A 1,592-nucleotide genomic window follows, 5' to 3' on the forward strand; every position below is an offset into this window, starting at 1 on the left:
AGCTAAATCTATTTCAATGTTGACGGATACACAGCGAGGTGATGAAATTCGCGATTACTTCATCAGAGTAGAGGAAGCATTTAACTCACCAGAAATGATGATGGCACGAGCTGTTAAGTACGCCGACAGTCAATTGCTAGGTTATCAAGAAAGAGTACGAATGCTTGAAGCTGATAATGCAGTTATGAAGCCTAAAGCAATCTTTGCTGATGCCGTGAATGTTAGCCATCAGACAATTTTAGTTGGTGATTTAGCTAAGCTGATTTCTCAAAATGGCGTACAAATTGGTCAAAATCGACCGTTTGGTTGGCTACGAGATAATGGATATCTTCATAAACAAGGTAGCCAGTATAACCGGCCTACACAACGGTACATTGACCAAGGACTTTTTAAAGTTAAGGAAAGCTCACATGCCAATCCAGACGGTTCTGTGAAACTAACGTTCACAACTAAGGTCACTGGCAAAGGCCAGCAATACTTTGTTAATAAGTTTTTACAAAGGGCTTTGTTAAATAACTAATTTATTGGCAATGAAATTCTTATCACTGATGTAAATAAAACTAATCGACCCCCATCGACAGTGATAAGAATTTTAAAGGAGGTGATGTAATTGTCAGTTCTAAGTCAGATTGTTTCAGCCATTAAAGAGCTGACAGAATCGGTTAACAAAATGAATAGTAAAAGCCCTTGGCTTAATCAGAAACAAGCTTATGAGCGCATTGGAATTAGTCAGAATTCATTTAAGTCACTAGTAGAGAATGGCGTAATTCCTAAACACACTTTGGACAAATATGGCATGGCAATCACTAGGTATCACTCAGATGAAATAGATAATTGGCTATTAAAACAAAAGTAAGGAGGCGAGGACATGTATTACGTAATAACATTTGATGATTTAAAACTGCTCTTGGGTTTTGCGGCACTGATTTTAGCAACAGGAGGAGCATTAATTGGGTTCGTTAATCTAGTTCATTTTTTATGCAAAAAAAGCACGTCAATGGCCGCCACCACTAACGTGCAAAATCAATAAATTTTGGAAGAAATTTACCTCTTGATTTTATCACTTGAGGTAAATCATCGCAAAACATATAGGAGTTAATCATGTCAGATATTCAAGAAGCAATCTCAACACTGAATAATTTATTGATAAGCGCAGAAAGCGCTAAAACATTAACATTTTTTCTAGAGGGGGTTAATGAATTAAATGCTGAAGTAGTATCAAAAATCGAAACTACTCAGACGAATGAAATTGTTTTATTAACTGCATTACTAAGTGAAGCTCAATCAAAAGTTCAGCAAGAACAGCTTTATTATGTACTTTCACCAGTTGATAAGCGAGATGTTTTAAATGATGAAACGCTTGGTTTGGCCTTTCAGGAAAGATGGTTTAATTTTGGAACTCGTTTAGAGGATAGCCGTCATAAGACTCGCTTCACCCAATCAGAGCTAGATAATCTACAAAGTAAGTTACCAGGCTTAAACATTGAAGCGCTAAAAGTGCGAGTGGAGGACTATGACAATGAACATGCTTGATGGTCAGCTCGACCCAGCAGAATTTCAAACGTTTACTTTATCGGATGGTACCGAGGTAC

General features: G+C 37.2%; 4 protein-coding genes. All 4 read left to right on the forward strand.

Features of this window, described 5'->3' with window-relative positions:
* Window positions 1-520, forward strand: a 520-nt coding sequence (locus tag TT13_RS10785) for a phage antirepressor KilAC domain-containing protein (protein WP_027699948.1), incomplete at its 5' end; no start/stop codon positions are given.
* Between the two features lie 90 nt (window positions 521-610).
* The gene (locus TT13_RS10790; protein ID WP_027699949.1) at window positions 611-856 is read left to right on the forward strand and encodes a helix-turn-helix transcriptional regulator; all 246 of its coding nucleotides are present in this window, start codon (window positions 611-613) and stop codon (window positions 854-856) included.
* Between the two features lie 12 nt (window positions 857-868).
* Complete coding sequence (locus tag TT13_RS11450; protein WP_190279681.1) at window positions 869-1,030, forward strand: hypothetical protein; 162 nt, start codon at window positions 869-871, stop codon at window positions 1,028-1,030.
* Window positions 1,031-1,101: 71 nt separating this feature from the next.
* Window positions 1,102-1,533, forward strand: a complete 432-nt coding sequence (locus tag TT13_RS10795) for a hypothetical protein (RefSeq protein WP_027699950.1) — start codon at window positions 1,102-1,104, stop codon at window positions 1,531-1,533.
* Window positions 1,534-1,592 lie beyond the last annotated feature (59 nt).

The organism is Weissella oryzae SG25 (assembly GCF_000691805.2).
Lineage (GTDB): Bacteria > Bacillota > Bacilli > Lactobacillales > Lactobacillaceae > Weissella > Weissella oryzae.